This window comes from Pseudomonas sp. HLT2-19-2 (genome assembly GCF_054898005.1).
On sequence record NZ_CM142712.1, the window covers coordinates 3,960,731 to 3,976,932 of the forward strand.

At 56.7% G+C, this 16,202-nt stretch carries 5 protein-coding genes and 1 pseudogene; all 6 read right to left on the bottom strand.

What is annotated here, in order from left to right:
• Positions 1-4: 4 nt before the first annotated feature.
• Positions 5-648 (bottom strand): annotated as a pseudogene (locus ACYZTU_RS18455) (hypothetical protein); the annotation flags it as partial.
• Between the two features lie 129 nt (positions 649-777).
• Complete coding sequence (locus tag ACYZTU_RS18460; RefSeq protein WP_461964635.1) at positions 778-1,359, bottom strand: hypothetical protein; 582 nt, start codon at positions 1,357-1,359, stop codon at positions 778-780.
• Positions 1,360-1,495: 136 nt separating this feature from the next.
• The gene (locus ACYZTU_RS18465) at positions 1,496-2,752 is read right to left on the bottom strand and encodes an IS256 family transposase (RefSeq protein ID WP_461964636.1); all 1,257 of its coding nucleotides are present in this window, start codon (positions 2,750-2,752) and stop codon (positions 1,496-1,498) included.
• A gap of 120 nt (positions 2,753-2,872) precedes the next feature.
• Positions 2,873-3,265 (bottom strand): Imm50 family immunity protein, encoded by a 393-nt coding sequence (locus ACYZTU_RS18470; protein ID WP_461964637.1) that lies wholly within the window; start codon positions 3,263-3,265, stop codon positions 2,873-2,875.
• A 7-nt stretch (positions 3,266-3,272) separates the two neighbouring features.
• Entirely contained in the window at positions 3,273-6,554 is a 3,282-nt protein-coding gene (locus ACYZTU_RS18475) for a hemagglutinin repeat-containing protein (protein WP_461964638.1), read from the bottom strand.
• Positions 6,496-16,182 carry a two-partner secretion domain-containing protein gene (locus tag ACYZTU_RS18480; RefSeq protein ID WP_461964639.1) on the bottom strand — a complete coding sequence of 3,229 codons (9,687 nt, stop codon included), beginning with the start codon at positions 16,180-16,182 and terminating at the stop codon, positions 6,496-6,498. Before ACYZTU_RS18480 ends, ACYZTU_RS18475 begins: the two co-directional genes overlap by 59 nt.
• Positions 16,183-16,202: the final 20 nt, after the last annotated feature.

Genomic DNA, 16,202 nt, shown 5'->3' on the forward strand with positions numbered 1-16,202 from the left:
TGCTGGTCGATGTTGTTTTCGCCCTTCCAGAATTTTGCGTCTGCTGATTCCTTTTTCCGGTATTGGCAACGCCGCAGCACTGCGCGAGGAACAAGGGATGTTCGCGCCGGCCAATCAAACTCACTTTGAAAGTCAGGCGACCGGCGTTGTTCAGTTGGCCGCTGACATTGAGTCTGGTGTCGCTACCGCCGGCGATGCTGGAAGTAACGCTATTGAGGCTCACTTGCGCGGTGCTCAGGCCAAGGGTCTCCTGGCTGCTGAGACGACCAGCGCCCCAGTAAGCACCGCCCAGGCTCAGGCTGAGGCTGCCATCACTGGCAACCAACCTTCGTTGTACCAATTGACACCGCTACCGACGAAACTGTCAGAGGCCAGCAACTGACCGCGGGCGGCTGGCTGAAGTTGTAGACGTTGACGTTCAGGCGTCCGGCCTGGATCACGCTGCTGTTGGTCCAACTGTCGGCGTTGAGGGTCAAGCCACCACGGGTCACGATGGAGCCGCCGGCCCCCGTGACGTTGGCGGTGGAAATGTCGAAGGTGCCGGTGCCGACGTGCAACAGGCTGCCGCCGACATTGAGGAAACCACCGACAGCCAGACTCAGGGTCCGTGTTGGCGCTTTCCTTACCGAAAAGGGGACTAATCGAAAAGGGGAGTCCCCTGTTCTCTAAAGAAGCGCTGAACCACACCGGTGGCGAGGGAGTTTGCTCCCGCTCGACTGCGCAGCAGCCGCAAAACCGGTTAATGCGATTACCGGATCCGCCGCATCTGTGGGATGTCTAGCGCGAAGGAATATCCCTGATGTCGGACACGATATATTTCGGCAAGGTACGGATATAGAAAGGCTCCACGTCCGAATTATCCTTGTGAGTCAGCGCCGCCACCATCGTCTTCATATTGCGAAGCTGGCCAAGTGCACCGCCAGGCTGCAGCCCCTCGCGAGCATGGGAGAAATGCAAGACTTCGGTGCCGGCCTTTTTGACCTTGACCTGATAACTGAAATCGACACTGGCAAGGATCGTATCGTCGTCGACGATGATCGACACCAATCCGCCATTCGAGTTGCCGATCCGGCGCTTGTAGACGGTGTTCACATCCAGCAGGTAGTCGGCACTTTCCTTGCTCGCTGCATAGCGATTAGCGCTCGACAATTGATTGATCAGCTCAACGCTGAGCTGCTCGCGCAACGTGTCTTGCGGCAGAAACCGCTCATTCTTGCCGATCAGTTCAACGTCGAAGGTATCGATCCAGTAGGTAGCGGTCGCCGGGATCTGAACCGGCGAGGGGGAGATGTAGTAATCCGGCTTCGAGGCGCAGCCCGACAAAAATAAGATTGCCAACAGTAAAGCCAACACACGCATGTCAATTCGTCCTTGTGGAAGGTTATGTTAATTTAAGAGCGATATTTTACGAGATTGGGGGGATGTTCAAGTTATTTAAGGAAACAAAGGGGGGGGTTACGAGGGTGTCCCTGATTTTGTGTAAACGGGATTTCTATTAAACCGTTAACAGCCGATCTTCAAACTGGATACTGAAGCGATTCAAAGCCGCTTTCCAGTCCCGGATCGGCATTGTCCACTTTTTGCTGATGTTGTTCAGCGCCAGATAAAACAGCTTCATCACCGCCTCGTCGGTCGGAAATGACGCACGCGTTTTGATCACTTTACGCAGGCTCATGTTGATCGATTCGATGGCGTTGGTGGTGTAGATCACCTTGCGAATTTCGGCTGGATAGTCAAAAAACGGAATCACCCGAGCCCAGTTTCGTCGCCATGACAGGCTGATCGATTGGTACTCGGCGTCCCATTTGGCTTCAAATTCGCAGAGCCGTTGCTCAGCCAGCTCGGCGGTGGCCGAGGTGTAAATCAGCTTGAGGTCAGCCGCGACTTCCTTCTGCCGTTTCCACGATACGAAGTTCAAACTGTTGCGCACCATGTGCACGATGCACAGCTGAACGACGGCTTTCGGGTAAACCGTTTCAATCGCCTCAGGGAAGCCTTTGAGGCCGTCCACGCAGGCGATGAAGATGTCCTGCACGCCCCGATTCTTGAGTTCGGTCACCACTTGCAGCCAGAATTTGGCGCCTTCGGTTTGCGCGATCCACAAGCCCAGCACCTCTTTGTGACCCGCCATGTTGACGCCGATGGCCAGATAAACCGCCTTGTTGCGCACGGCGCCGGCATCGCGCACTTTGACGTGAATGCAGTCCAGATAGAGGATCGGGTACAGCGCGTCCAGCGGCCGCGCCTGCCAGAGTTTGACCTCATCACTCACCGCGTCGGTAATCGCCGAGATCAGGCTGGGAGAGACCTCGGTGCCGTACATTTCCTGCAAGTGCGCCTGAATTTCTCTGACACTCAAACCGCGAGCGTACAGCGAGATGACTTTGTCATCGAAGCCCGTCCAGCGGGTTTGATGCTTGGCCACCAACTGCGGCTCGAAGGACGCCTGCCGGTCGCGAGGGATGTCGAGCGGCAGTTCGCCGAAGTCGCCCTTCAGGGTTTTACCGCTGTGACCGTTGCGCGCATTGGCGGCGGTGTTGGTGATCGTCGCGCTTTTGTCGTGCCCCAGGTGTTCGGTCATCTCGGCTTCAAGGGCCCGCTCGACCAGCATCTTGGTGAGCTGTTTGAGCAGGCCGTTTTCGCCGATGAGATCTTCGGGCTTTTTGTAATTGGCCAACAGACTGTCGGCCAGTTTAACCAGCTCAGGATCAGGCTTGACTCGTTTGGCTCGCTTGGGTTTTGACTCGGTCATTGGATTTCCTTGGGGTAGGCAGTCTCCTGCCAAATGACCGTTTACACAAAACTAATTACACCCTCGGGGTTACTGCTTTGGCTCAAATAAATTCGCCCCTTCCCTCTCCCTCTGCTTCTTTTATGTAGCTCGATAGGCACTTACGCCATCAAAAACCAAAAAATCAGCAACAATTTTTATTTTAACCAACTCACTTTCAACACGCAGTTCAACAGAACCGCCACAAGAGCCAACAACAATATTGCACTTGCACTCCGAGCACCACCCGTCAACAAAAAATTCACGAATTCCTATTGCCACTAACTTTAGTTGTACGCAGTTATATCCAGCCTGCACCCATTTCTTGGGGGAGGTTAATGGAAACTCTGATAAGTCAAACCGCAGCACCACTCTTGGACCATCCCTATGCATTATAACCTCATGCAGATCGACCTGATTCAGAGTAGGTAATTCATCGCCAAAAATCGCCTGCAGACCGGCGGCATCAGTCAGAAAATCAGTCCAATTACTCATTTCAGTCCTATTCAAAATAATAGTGCTCTTCAGTACCAGGCACCGTGCCATTGCGGGTATTTTCAGGTGGTCGTACGTTGAGGTGAGGTCCTTGGTCTCCAACACCACCCTGGCCAAACTCATGGCCTGCCGAATGATCTTGAATAACTACTTTGCTCCCATCTGGGCGTGTGTACGTGTACTCACGAGTCATAATGGGTTTATGGTCAGAACCGAGAATTTTTTCACCATTTCGAGTCATCGGAACACGATTAACGGCATCAGGATGCTGTGAGCGTGGAATGCCTAAGTCTCTCTTTGCAGCATTTAAGGCCCCCGGTCTGCTTACTACCTTCGGACCGTTCAGGCCATCAAGTTTTACCCTATCATTTCCTTCGAAGCTAATTTTTCTACCCGCACTGATAGTCTTGGCCCCACCAGCTACGGACGCCCCAATCAGCAGGGTAGCCATGAGCTTGCCGCCCCCGACAACCCAGGCGTCGTCTGCGTTATTCAGCTTATGCTCTTTCCCATCCAGGCTGTCGGCTATCAGCTTCCCAACTTTCTCCGTTGCTGTATTTTCATACTCAGCAATAGCCTGGCCTGCGGAAGTAGCACCTAGCGCTTTTTGGGCCGCTAGTAAAATCAATCCCTTGGGACCTTGAGCAGCAGCTAGAACGTACTCCACAGCCTCTGCTTTATCGGGATTATTCTGGATGTATTCGCTGATGGTGGCAGCGCCATACACAATGCGCTGATCCAAGGTAAAGGCTTTGCCCTTAACCACGATATTTTTTTCACCAGTGATCGGCTCAAGAGCAGCTTTTGCATCAGCAATCGAGCCAGGATCCTGACCTACCAACGAGCTCAACTGCAACAGCACTTTGCTCTGGAAATCCTTATCCTCCAGTAGTGCGCGTGCATCTTCACGATCAATACCAGCTTCAAGAAGTCCGGATAGTGCTTGCGCCGCGATCTCGGCACCACCAGCCTCGATTGCTTCTGCGCCCGCGCCTGGATGCTCCAGAGCGTCTAGTTGATTCCCAATGATTTGGCCCGCCAGTTCAAAGTTGGAAAATGCAGTTTTGTCATAATTGACAAGACTTGTGGCCCACTCCTTGGCTGTCTTGGTCGGTTCAGAAGCCGCTTTTAAAGACGTATCACTGACATACAATTCCGTCCGATGTTCATCATCCCGAGTGATCTCATAGGCCTTATCCAGATCCCGGTTCAGGCCAGCAGTCGAGTCCTTGCCCGTGACTTTATCGTCACGCACGATGATGTCACCGGCACCCACAGTGGCGCGGACAATCTGCTCGCGATCCTTGTTGTAGTTGTAACCTTCGACGGCCCAGCTGCTCTTGTCCTTACCTTCCATGCCCTTGTTCGGCTTGTCGGTCTGCGCACCGCCGGAAGATCCATAACTGCCACTGACACTGAGGTAGTAACCGTGCTCTTTGTCTTTGCCGATGATGTCGCGTGTACCCAGCGTGTCGGTGTCGAGTTTCAGGTTGCCGCTGTCAGAAGACAGCACAGCACCGTCCAGTTGGGTGTGTTTCTCGGTACGGATATCGACTTTGCTTTTGCCGCTAATGACGCTCTGGTTTTCGACCCAGTTGGTTTTACCAGTGGTCTGGCCATAACCCAGAGAACCGCTGACGGTGGCGCCGATGCTGAAGGCCACGGTGAGGCTGGCATCGAACTCTTTGCCTTCGACCTTGCCGGTGTTGGGCACTGACGTCACGGTGAGGTTGCGACCGACATCACCAATCACTTCGTCGCCACGTAATGTGGCGCCGGCAATGGTGGTATCACGACCGCTTTCGAAGTTCAGGCTATTGCCCGCGTACAGGTAGGCTTCTTGCTGCTGAACACCCTGTCGTTTAAGGTCACCAAGACCGGCGTTGACGGAGCCATAGAAGCCAAACCCGTCCTGTCCGGCAATCACGCCCCCTTCAGCGCCCCAACTGCGACGACTGTTTTCACTGCTCGACGCATTTTGCGCCGACAGGATATTCAAGTCGTTGCCGGCCTTGAGCTTGATATCGCGTTCAGCGATGGCTTGGGTGCCGATCAGTGTCAGGTCGTTTTTGGCATCCAGATTGATGCTGCCACCAGCATTGAGATGTGTTGGTGTGGAGTTGCCTTGAGTCGACTCATCCTGGCTTCCGGCATTGCTGATGCCGACCCCGAGCTTGAAACCACCGGTTGTGCCGCCCTTGAGGCCGCCCTTGCTCTGGGTCTGATTTCCGTCACCGCCTTCCGCACCATGAGCGACATCGAGCGTAATGTTGCGACCCGTGATATTGATGTTGCGCCCCGAATCAAACTGACTCCCGTGCACGCTGACGTTGTTGCCGGCTTCCAGACTGATGTCATTGCCCGCCGAAAGAGTCGAAGGGCGATTAGTAACAGATGTCTGCGTCCGAGTCTGGCTGGTACTCGAAGCCCCCACATGGCCATCGAACTTGGGCCCGCTGAAGAATTGATCGAGGGTATCGACCGCCTTCAACACACTTGATCCTTTGCTAACCCCATCCTCACCTTTACCGGTGCCTTTGAGGCCATCGATCGTGTTACCAATGTTGTAGGCAACCGTAGTCGTGGTGCCGTTACGCTTCACGCTGTCCCAGGTAGTGATTGCACTGGCCTGCTCTGCGGCGTCGATATTGATGTCGCGCTCGGCTTTCAACTTCAGATCGATACCCGACTGCAAGTCCGAGCCCTGCAGATTAACGTCGCGACCAGCGTTGACCTTCAGGTTTTGCCCGGCAGAGATCGAGCTACCTGCTGCGGTGTGACCGCTGCTGTCGACCCCGTGCTTAATGGTTTCATTACCAACAAACGTGCTGAACCCATTGTTATCGATTGTTTGCTTGATGCCGTAGCTCTTATCAGTTTCCCAACTGCTGCTGCGCTGCTGATCGGTACTCGCCACTACGTTCACATCACGGCCCGCATCAATGTTCGCGTCGTGACCGGCGTTGATACCGCTGCCGATGATGTTGATATCCCGAGTGGCTTTCAAAATGGCGTCGTTGCCGGCATTGATCTGACTGCCAACACTGGTGGAATTGACGACTTCGCGTCCGCCCTTGTGCGAAGCATTCAGCGTGATGTCAGCGCCCGCGCCCGGTGTGCCCGCGAACAGACCTACAGTGTCTTTGAGCGATAAACCAAGCTTTTTCTTGAACTCTTCGGCACGACTGTAGGCTTCGTTGTCAGCGGAAGAGAGATTGATGTCACCGGTTTTATCCAACAGTCCGGCATGCAGTTCTGCATTGTTGGTCGGCGTTGATGACACTGGCATTCAAATTCACATCACGGCCACCAATGATGACTGCATCATTACCGGCAGTGAGCTCGCTACCGACTTGGGTAAGGTTGGTCTTGAGCTGGCTGCTGCCGCTCGACGACATCCCGAACAACCCTGTTTTGGTTTTTTTGTTGTAGGAGCCGCTTTCTTCGATACCTGAAAGTATCGAGACGTCATTCGTGGCACCCACTACCAAATCATCACCGGCCTTCAGTTGACTGCCGATGATAGTGACATTGCGCCCTCCGTTGAGACTGACACTGCCGTCTTCGTCTTTTCTGGTGTTGACGGTCAGATCCTGGCCTGCGTCGATGACCGAAGCGACGTTAGAGCTGTCGTAGCTCTCGCTCTGAGTGGTTTTACTGCGCCCGAAAGAACCATTTTTCTTCTTGTAGTAGTAAGAAGAGTTTTCATTTTTGGCTGAAGCGACAATGATGTCCTGCTCAGCACCGAGACTGATGTCCTCCTGGGCCTTGATTCGGCTGGCGATAATGCCCAGATCATTGCCCGCATAAATCGCAATATCCCGCCCTGAGTTCAGCACTGTGGCCTGTTGGCTGATGCTGTGGCTCTCCTGCGCCCTTTTCTTGCTGCGAGATACGTAATCGCTCTCGTTGGCCGCAGAGGCCAGGAGAATGTCATTGCCCGCGCTCAATTCAACATCGAGTTTGGCATCCAACCGACTGGCAATGGCGGTGATGTTGCGGTCGGCACGGATGGTTAGATCCCGGCCAGACGTCACCTCAGCAGCATTCTGGGTAATGGTCTGGTTGAGAAAATGGCTGCCACGCGCATTGGTGCTGCGATCCTGGACCGAGGTGATGTTGACGTCACGATCGGCGATGAGCTCAAGATCACGCCCGCTTTGCAAAACGCCACCGATGTTGTTGATGTCTCGACCGGCATTAATGCTCAGGTCATTGGCCGCCTCGATCCGTGCCGCGTTATCGAGATAATCGCGATGCAGCAGACTTCCACCCCGACGGACATCAACACCGGTCACGTCACGCTGGTTGATCACATCGCCGTTGGTCGCCGTCAAGGTCACGTCGCGACCGGAAATGATCCCGCCCGATTTGTTGACGATGTTGTTGCCCGCCTTCAGCGTCAGGCGATCACCCGCCTCGATCAGGCCGGTGTTGGTGAGGTCGTTGCCGGCCTCGGCCGAAAGGTTGTTGGTGGCGCGCAGGGTGCCGGCGTTGTTCAGGTCCTGGCCGGCGATCAGCTTGACGTCACCTCCCTGGATCAAGGCGCCATTGGGTGCCAGACGATTGTTCGCCTGGGCCAGGTAAAGCACCGGCACCAATACTTTTTCGCCATTCACCACATGCTCTTCGAGCCAGACAATGTCGTGGGTCAGGGCGGCAACTTGTTGGGAGGTCAGCGTCACGCCCATGGACAAGTTCAGTTGATCCTTGCTGGCGATGGCGTTGTTCATCAGGTATTTGAACATCGCTTCGTCAGAGGTCTGACCGTCGAGGAAGCGCTGGCCGGTGCGTGCGACGATCGACTGCTGGACCAGGCGTTGCTCGAACAAACCATCGCCCAGGCGTTTGGCGCTGGTGTCCGGGTTGTAGCCGAGGTTCGCCAACAGGTAGTCCGAACTCATGAACTGCTTGAGGTTGGTCAGTACCGGGTTGGTTTCGATCAGGTACTTGTGCGGGTTGGAGCGCACGCTGGTGTCAGGCAAGCCCTGAACGCGCGGCACGTCGAAGGAAATGTTCCCGCGATTGGGCAACAACATACCGACCGGACCGTCACCGGCGGCGGCATTGACGTTGATCTGAGCGGTCTTGTCGTTGAGATTCACCGACGGACGACTGGCCAGGGCCAGCTCGCGATTTTTGACGGATACCGGGTCGTTCTTGTCGAACTGGAATTCGGTGGCACGCACGACAGGCATGCCGTCCGAACGCTCCGTGGTACCGGCCGAAACGGAACCAATAGTCCAGCTCTGTCCGGGTACGATCGTTTGCTCGGTGCCGCCTTTGCCGCTAAGACGGAACAGGCCATTGTCACCAGTCGGCAGGGTGAAGCCGGGCAACGTCAGCGGGTTGACCTGTTGCTGGGCCAGGCCCGGCGGCAACTGTGAGTTGATGCTGATGACGGTCGGGGTGACTTGCCCGGCAAGTTGCGTCGACCCTACGCGGGGTCCCCGGGTGCCAGGAGCGTAGCCGTCACGAAGCACGGTATTGGTCAGGTTTTTTGTAGCGTTGATGTAGACCTTGCCGCCGGCCTGAACGACAGCATTGGCGGTTGACGACGGGCTGCTTTCGGTAATGGTGTTCTCAAAAAAACCGGCATTTTTGACGAGGACAGGCGCCTCGGTGCGTACACCGTCGTTATAGTGAGGTGCGGGTACGTTGAACCCTCCTCCCCCGAACTCGATCCACACAGGGCCAAACTTTACGTAAGGAGTCGACTCTCCTCCTTGCTTGGTCAATACCCGCGTATACGATTCATCACCGTTACTGTTCCACAAACGAATGTTCGGTCGGACAAAATCCCCTTGACCGGCGATGTAGCCGAGTTCGCCAGAATCATAAAGGGGATCATTGGCTGCGTTGTAATCCAATATTGAGCGCCAGAAACTCAAACTTTTGGATGGAATCTCAAACGACTTCCTGACGCTATAAGTACCGACCGACGCACCTTCACTGGTGAAATCCTGAAGGTTGAGTGTCATGTCGTTGCCGGCAGTGACGGTGGAAACCTTGTTAAGGAAGGTCCCGCCGTTTACTAGCAGATTTCGTCCAGCGGTGAAAGTCGCCGAAGCCGAGTCCCGGACGATTTCAGATTGATAGTTTTCCACCCAAACCAAGTAGCTTGGGTATTGCTGCATGTAATCGTCAAATGAAGAACAGGACTTGCACTGGACACCAATGGCCCCAGAAATCAGCCCGCCACCGGCCACCTCGAACACGTCCTTGCGGTTCTCGATGTAACCGGCTGCCATGGTGAGGTCGCCGACACTTTCAATCGTCCCCGAGATGTTGTTGATCGATGAACTCCAGCCATTGCTGTCATCCCGGGCGATGCTGATGTTGCCCATGCCATAGATGTCCGCGTAGCGATTGGTGAGCGTCCCCACCCGCAGCGCCATGTCGCCACCACTGAAAATCAGCCCGTTCTGGTTGAGCAATGAGTTGCTGCTGATGCGCAACTTGCCGGCACCACCGAGGGTTCCGTTGTTGGTCAGCGAGGCGGCATTGACGGTCAGACTGTCAGCCGATGTGAGCCGCCCCAGGTTGGTCAGGCTGCCACGGCTGGTGACGGTTGCAGTAGTGCCGCCAGTAATACTGGCCGCAGCGGTCAAGTCGATCTGAGAGGCTGTAAGCCTCAGGTTCCCGACACTGCTGACCCGTCCGTTTCCGCCATACGCTCCGCTCAAGTCGAGGCTGAAGGTGCCGTTACTGGCCAGCAGGCCTTCGTTGGACCAATTGACCCCGCTGCCGATGAAACTGTCAGAGGCCAGCAACTGGCCGCCAGCGGTCTGTATCAAGTTATTGACGTTAACTCGCAGTCGCCCCGCCTGAATCACACTGCTGTTAGTCCAGCTGTCCGCATTCAGCGTTAGCCCGCCACGCGTCACCAGCGAACCGCCAGAATTCATGACGTTGGCCGTCGAGATGTCGAACTCTCCCACGCCCACATGGGTCACGGTACCGCCAGCGTTCAGGAAGGTCGGTGTCGCGAGGGTCAGGTCAGTGTTGACCGTTTCCAGCAAACCATTGCGGTTATCGAACAGGCTGCCGATCTGGAAATTGGTTTTCCCACTGTTGCCCAGCGCACGCAGTTTGCCGCCCTGGTTGTCGACGCTGGTGGCACGAACGGCCAGAGCACTGCCGCTTTCGATCAAGCCGCTGCGGTTGCTGAGGTTGCCGTTAAGCCCCAGATTAATCCCGTTACCACTGATCTGACCTGCATTGTTGTTCAGCGAGTCGCCAATGACCTTGACCAGACCTTTGGCGTAGATCCCGCCGCCGCTGTTATCGACTGCGGCATTGCCAGCGTTGAGCAAGATATCGCCAGTGTTGGCGGCGATACGTCCGCCATCGCTGTAGATCCCGCCCAAGGCTTGCAGGTCGAGACGACGGCCTTCGATCTTGCCGCCCTGGCCGTTGCGCAATACGCCAGTGAGGCGGGTTTGCAGTAAACCTTTGAGACTCGAGAGCACACCGCTGCGGCTGTCGAGATTGGCGGCGGTGATGTTCAGGTCGCCGTTTTGAGCAATGATTTTTCCGCTCTGGTTATCGATTTCACCGCCGGTCACGTCCAGGGTCATTGCGCCCAGGCTTTGCAACGCACCGCCAGCATTGTTGAGGGAGGCCGCTTTGAAATTAACACCGGCATCACGGCTGTAGATCAGACCATCGGCACTGTTGCGAACACTGCCGGTGGCGGTGAGGTCGAGTTGTCCATTGGCAGAAACGGTGCCGTGCTGGCTGTTGTTCAAATCGCCAGTCAACAGAGTTAACAGGCTTTGACTAAGCAACTGGCCGCCTTGGTTGTCGATGCTGCCGGAACGTTTGATCACCAGCGGGCCGGTGCTACCGAGCGCACCGTTGGTGTTGGTCAGCGCACCGAGTAAGTCGAGGGTGACGCTGTCGTTGCCGACCAGGCTGCCGTTGCTGTTATCCAGGCTAATACCCGTGAAAGTCAGGGCTTTTTTGCCAGTGATTTTCCCGGTGCGGTTGTACAGGCTCGACGCATTGATATCCAGGGTGTCGCCACTTTCGATCACGCCGCCGGCGGTGTTGTTGATCGGGCCTTGGGTCATCGTCAGTGTTTGCTTGCCATTACTGCTGACAACGCCATTGCTGTTGTCGAGGCTGGCAGCGGTAATGGTGACGTCACCGTTGCCACCCATGCCGCCCTTGCCGGTATTGGTCAACGTACCGCTGAGGTTGATGTCCAGGTTACCGAACTGACTGGAGACTGCGCCTGCCTGACTGTTATCGAGACTGCCGCCCGTCACGGCCAGTTTGTTCCAACCGGAAACCAGACCGCCCTGGTTGTTCAGACTGGCGGCGTTGAGCGTCAGCTGATCATTGCTAATGAGGTTGCCGCCGCGATTATCCAGTTGGTTGCCGCTCAGGTTGAAGCTGTGGACGCTGGAGATTTCGCCTTTCTGGTTATTCAGGTCGCGCAGGTGAGCGATGCTCAGGAGGCCTTTGGTGTTGATCAAGCCATCCTGGTTGTTCAGGTCGGCAGGTGCGGTGCCCAGATCGATACTGATGCCGGTGCCACCGAACAGGTTACCGCCCAGGTTGTTCAAGCCGTTGCTGTTGAGAGTGAGTTGCCCGGTCGCTTTAATCAGACCTCTGGTCAGGTCCTGGTTCTGGTTGGTCAGCAGACCGTCGACGGTGATTTGCATGTCGCCATCGCTGAGCATTTTGCCGGCGCTGGTATCGAGGCTCGCGGCACGAACCTGCAAGGTAGCGGCGGCGATTTTGCCTTTGGCCGAGGTCAGCGCATTGTCGATTTGCAGGGTAAGTTTCTGGTTGCTGAGCAGTTGACCGTCGCTGTTGTCCAGTTGCTTGGCCGCCAGTAAGAAGGCCTCTTCGCTGGAGATTTCGCCGTTGCGGTTGTTCACGTTGGCAAGGTTTTTCAGCAGCAATTGGCCCGGTGCGCTAATGAAACCGTCCTGGTTATTCAACGCCCCGCCGTTCAGGTCGAGGCTCAAAGTGCCTTTGCTGAACAGCCTGCCACCCTGCTGATCAAGACCTGTGATGTTAGCGATCAGCCCGGTGGCCGCGTTGAGGCTGCCCCCGGTATTGGTGACTTGCCCGGCGCTCAGGTCCAGACGATCGCCTGCGTAAATCGTTCCTTGGTTGCTGTTATTGAGCGCGCCGGTGCTGATGCTGGAGTTGCCTTTGCTGCTGATCGCACCTTTTTGCTGGTTATCCAGGCTGGTGCTAGTGAGGGTCAGTGTGGTGTCGGTCAGCAGCTTGCCGCCTTGGTTGCTGACTGCGCCTTTGCTATCGATTGTGAGCGCCTTGGCGCTGGAAATCGTGCCGCCGTTGTTGCTCAGGCTCTGGGCATTGATCACCAATTTACCCTCGCTGACGAGGCTGCCCTGATTGTTGTCCAGATCCGAAGTGAGGTTCACCGTGAGGTTGTTCAGCGTGGTCAGCCGACCGTTGTTTTCCAGGGTTTGCCCGGTCAGCGTCAACCCGGCGTCGCCGGACAGCAGGCCTTTGTTGCGGTTGATAACCTTGTCCACGGTCAGTGCCAGGTTGCCACCCGCCAGGATGTAGCCGGCGTCGCTGTTGTCGAGTTGTTGGCCAATCAGCGTCACGTCCGCCTTGCTCGACAACTCGCCGCTTCGGTTATCGAGGTTGTCGACGGTCAGTTTCAGCGCTTTTGTCGCCCCCACCAAACCCTTCTGACGGTTATCGAGACTGGTGGCTTTCACGGTCAGGCCGTCATCGGCGATGACCACCCCGGCCTGGTTATCGAAGGCATCGGTGACCGTCAGATCAACCTCACCACGACCACGGATTTCACCGTTGTTGTTATTCAGGCTCGCAATGCGACTGGCGAGGCCGGCAGACTTGATCAGGCCATGGATGTTGCTCAGTGCGCGGTCGATGACGAGAGTGAGTTTTTCATTGCTCAGCAGTTTGCCGTCATCGTTATTCAGGCTTTTGGCGTTAATGCTGTAGGCCTTGGCACCGGAGATTTCGCCACCGCTGTTGTTCACCTCATTGAGGTTTTTCAACAGCAACAGACCCGGTGTATGGAGGTTGCCGCGCTGGTTGTTCAGCAGGCCATTGTTCAGGTCGACGGTCAGGTCGCTGTTGCTGAACAGCTCACCGCCGTCTTGATCCAGGCTCGTGACCGAAACATTCAGCTGTTGCTGACTACCAATTTGCCCGGCCGAGTTTTCCAGGTGTTTGGCGGTCAGACCAAGGGTGCCGTCAGTCGCCAGACTGCCGCCCTTGCTGTTGTTGAATTCACCCGTAGTGACGTTCGATGCCGCCTTGGCGCTAATGATGCCTTTATCGCTGTTATCGAGACTGGCGCTGGCCAGCGTCAGACCTTTTTGCGAAGCGATCAAACCACCCTGGTTTTGCAGGGCTGCCGCTACGTTGAGCGTCATGGCTTCGAGGCTCGAGAGCTTGCCCAGACGGTTGTCCAGACTGCCGCCGCTGAGCACCAGTGTGCCTTCGCTGCTGATCAGCCCCTGCTGGTTGTTCTTGATGCCGTCGAAGGTCAACGCGAGGTTGTTCTGGCTGACGATCTTGCCGCCCGAGTTGTCGAGCCCGACGCCACTGAGCGTGTTCGCGCCTTTGCTGAAAATCAGCCCGGCGGTCTGATTGATGATCTGATCGACCTTCAGCGCCAGCGTCGTGTCAGAGAGCACTTTGCCGCTGTCGCTGTTGTTCAGGTTCGCACCGGTGATGTGCAGGTCGGTCTGGCTGGACAGTGAGCCGCCACGGTTGTCGATCTGATCGACGTTGACCGTCAGCGATTTGAGCGACGCGACCAGGCCGTCTTTACGGTTGTCCAGCGTCTTGCCGGTCAACTTCAGATTGCCCTCGGCAACCAGTTCGCCAGCCTGCTGGCTCAAGGTATCGATATTGGCTTCGATGTCACCCTTGCCGGAAATTCGGCCGCCATCGTTGGCGACTTCTTTGGCCTTGAGGGTCAGCGGACCGGTGGCGGTCAGCAGGCCACCATCGCGGTTGTCCAGTTTATGGCCGTCCAGGCTCAGTGCAGCCTTGCTTTCGAGGCGGCCTTTGTCACGGTTGTCCAAGTCAGTGACCAGCAGCTTCAACGCCTGATCGGCACGAATCACGCCGTTGCGGTTGTCGGTGTTATTACTGCTGACGTTTAGGGTGTTCAGGCCGGATATCTTGCCGTTCCGATTGTCTAGCCGCGTGGCTTGCACATCCATCGCGCCGTTGGCCTGGATCAGCCCTTTACTCCTGTTGTTCAGGAGACCGCTGACTCGGGTGGTCAGTTGGCCTTCGCTGCTCAGCTTTCCTTGTTGGCTGTTGTCGAGGTTTTGTGCGCGGACTGTCAGAGCTTGTTTCGCCCCCAGGGTGCCGCCGAAGTTGTTGATGCCGCCACTGGCGGTGATGTCCAGCAGGCGACCGGCTGTCATCAAGCCGGCGACGTTATCCAGCGAGGTTACGTTCAGGACAACATCAGCCAGGCTGCTCAGCTCGCCGTTGCTGTTGCTCAGTCGGCCAATGTTCGAAGAGAGGCTGCCGGTGCTGTTGATCACGCCTTTGGCGTTGAGCACCTGGTTGGCATTGAGATTTAACGCGCTGTTGCTCAGCACTCGCCCGTTGTTCTGATTGTCCAGAGTTGCGGCGGTAATGCTGGTGGTTTGCCCGCTGAGCGTGCCGCCTTGGTTGCTCAAGGTCTGTGCGGTGTTGATGGTGAGGTTGCGGCTAGCCACCACGCTCTTGCCAGTGTTATTGAGGTTCTGCGCGCTCAGGCTCACATCGCCCGTGGCATTGCGGCTAGTGTCGGCATTAACCCCGGCCTCAATGACGCCGCTGTTGGTCAACTGGCCGCCAGCGCTCAGCGCGATGCTGTCACGGGCGGCGAGGGTTTGCTGGTTGCTCAGGTTGCCTTGGGTTTGCACGTTTAGCGCCGTGCCGGCGTAGACCGGGCCGCGCGCATCGAGGCTGGCGGCTTTGACGTTGACTGCGCCGTTTGTGGCCGAGGTGTCGACCAGGCTCAAGTGCCCGTTGGCATCGAGCTGAATGTCGCCGCCGCTGGCAATCAATTTACCGTCAAGTTTCACCCCGACCCCGGCTTCGGTACCCACCAGTTTGATCGCCCCGGCGTACATGCCACCGAGGGCCGAGGAATCGATGGCCAGTTGCGGTTTGGCGCTGCCGTCATCGGCGCGGGCCGTGGCGTTGAGGCTGTCGGCGTTGACGTCGTTGCGACCGGCGATGAGGGTCAGGTTGTTCGCCTGAATCTCGGCGTTGATCTTCGCGCTGCGGGTGATGATTTCGAAGCGGTCGACGTTGTTGGCGTTCAATCCGGCCCCGTCGATGGAGACGCTGCCCTGATCGACCTGAAAACGATCCAGCCGACCCGCGCCATCCAATACCGGTTTGCCGGTGGTCAACGTCACCCGCGGGGTGTTGATAAACCCGCAACCGTTGCAACTGATGCCATACGGGTTGGCGACGATCACCCGCGCCGACTGCCCCGCCACTTCGGTGTAACCGCGCAACTGGCTGGGGCTGCCGCCAACCACTTCGTTGAGGATGGTTTGCGCCGCGATCCGGTTGGTCAGGTTGGGGTTGCCGATGATGATGCCGCCCAACTGCGTCGCACCGGTTTGCGCGGCGACGTTGTTGAGGATCACACCCTGGGTGCCGACGTTGTAATCGTGAAACTGGTTATGCGACAGACCGCTGCCATTGGGCGTGGCGATGTTGACGATCGGCACGCCATTGCCCGCCTGACCGAGACTGGTGCCCGGCGTCGCCACGACGATGCCCTCGGCCTGGGCCCACACCGGCTGCCAGAACATGACGTTGGCCAACAGGAACGCCAACCCACGCTTGGGCATGCCCCAGAAGTGTTCTCGGGCTTTCAGATCCGCAGAGGGCTGGCGAACGAGAAAAGCGTAGTGGCGAACGTCCATGTCGGTAGTCTCGAAGAGGC